The 562-nt window shown below is 53.6% G+C and carries 1 protein-coding gene; it reads left to right on the plus strand.

All coding sequences use genetic code 11. The features are described from left to right. Nucleotides 1-234: 234 nt before the first annotated feature. Nucleotides 235-453: a hypothetical protein gene (locus IAQ59_RS22125; RefSeq protein ID WP_209333025.1), complete on the plus strand. Its 219-nt coding sequence runs from the start codon at nt 235-237 to the stop codon at nt 451-453. The last annotated feature ends 109 nt before the right edge of the window (nt 454-562 follow it).

The raw sequence follows: 562 nt of genomic DNA on the forward strand, positions 1-562 counted from the left end.
TAGTAGCTGGAGAAACGAGCAGGGACTGCGGAAACCATATCCCTGACGGCCTCACGAACCAGTGAAAGCCTGTCCCGACGCAGTAGGGAGACTGAACGCTGGATTACGTCTAAATTCGATGGGGAGCACCTTTCTGGTGTAGCCTCATCTTAAGAAGGACCGAGCGTTAAGAAATCTTCCTGTGGAAGATTTTAGCGAGGGGCCGGGTTGTGGGTGAGCTTAACAGATTTAGTTATGATAGAAAAAGTACTCAACCGTAAGAACCTCTACAAAGCCTACCGCCAGGTAGTGCGCAACAAGGGTTCGGCAGGGGTGGACGGCATGCAGGTCACCGAACTGTTTTCCTACCTGGAAAACAACAGGGACAGGATTGCCACTTCCATCCTGAACCACACGTACGTACCTCAACCTATCAAGGGGGGGACGAAGCGGGAGCTTCGGGCCGGGCCGTAGGGGGCTCCCCAAGAGCAACGGAAAAACCAGATTACTGGGAGTGCCCACGGCAGCGGAAAGGTGGCTCCAACAGGCGGTAAGCCAAGTGCTGATGACCAAATATGAACTT

It is taken from the genome of Lunatimonas salinarum (genome assembly GCF_017811155.1).
Taxonomy (GTDB): domain Bacteria; phylum Bacteroidota; class Bacteroidia; order Cytophagales; family Cyclobacteriaceae; genus Lunatimonas; species Lunatimonas salinarum.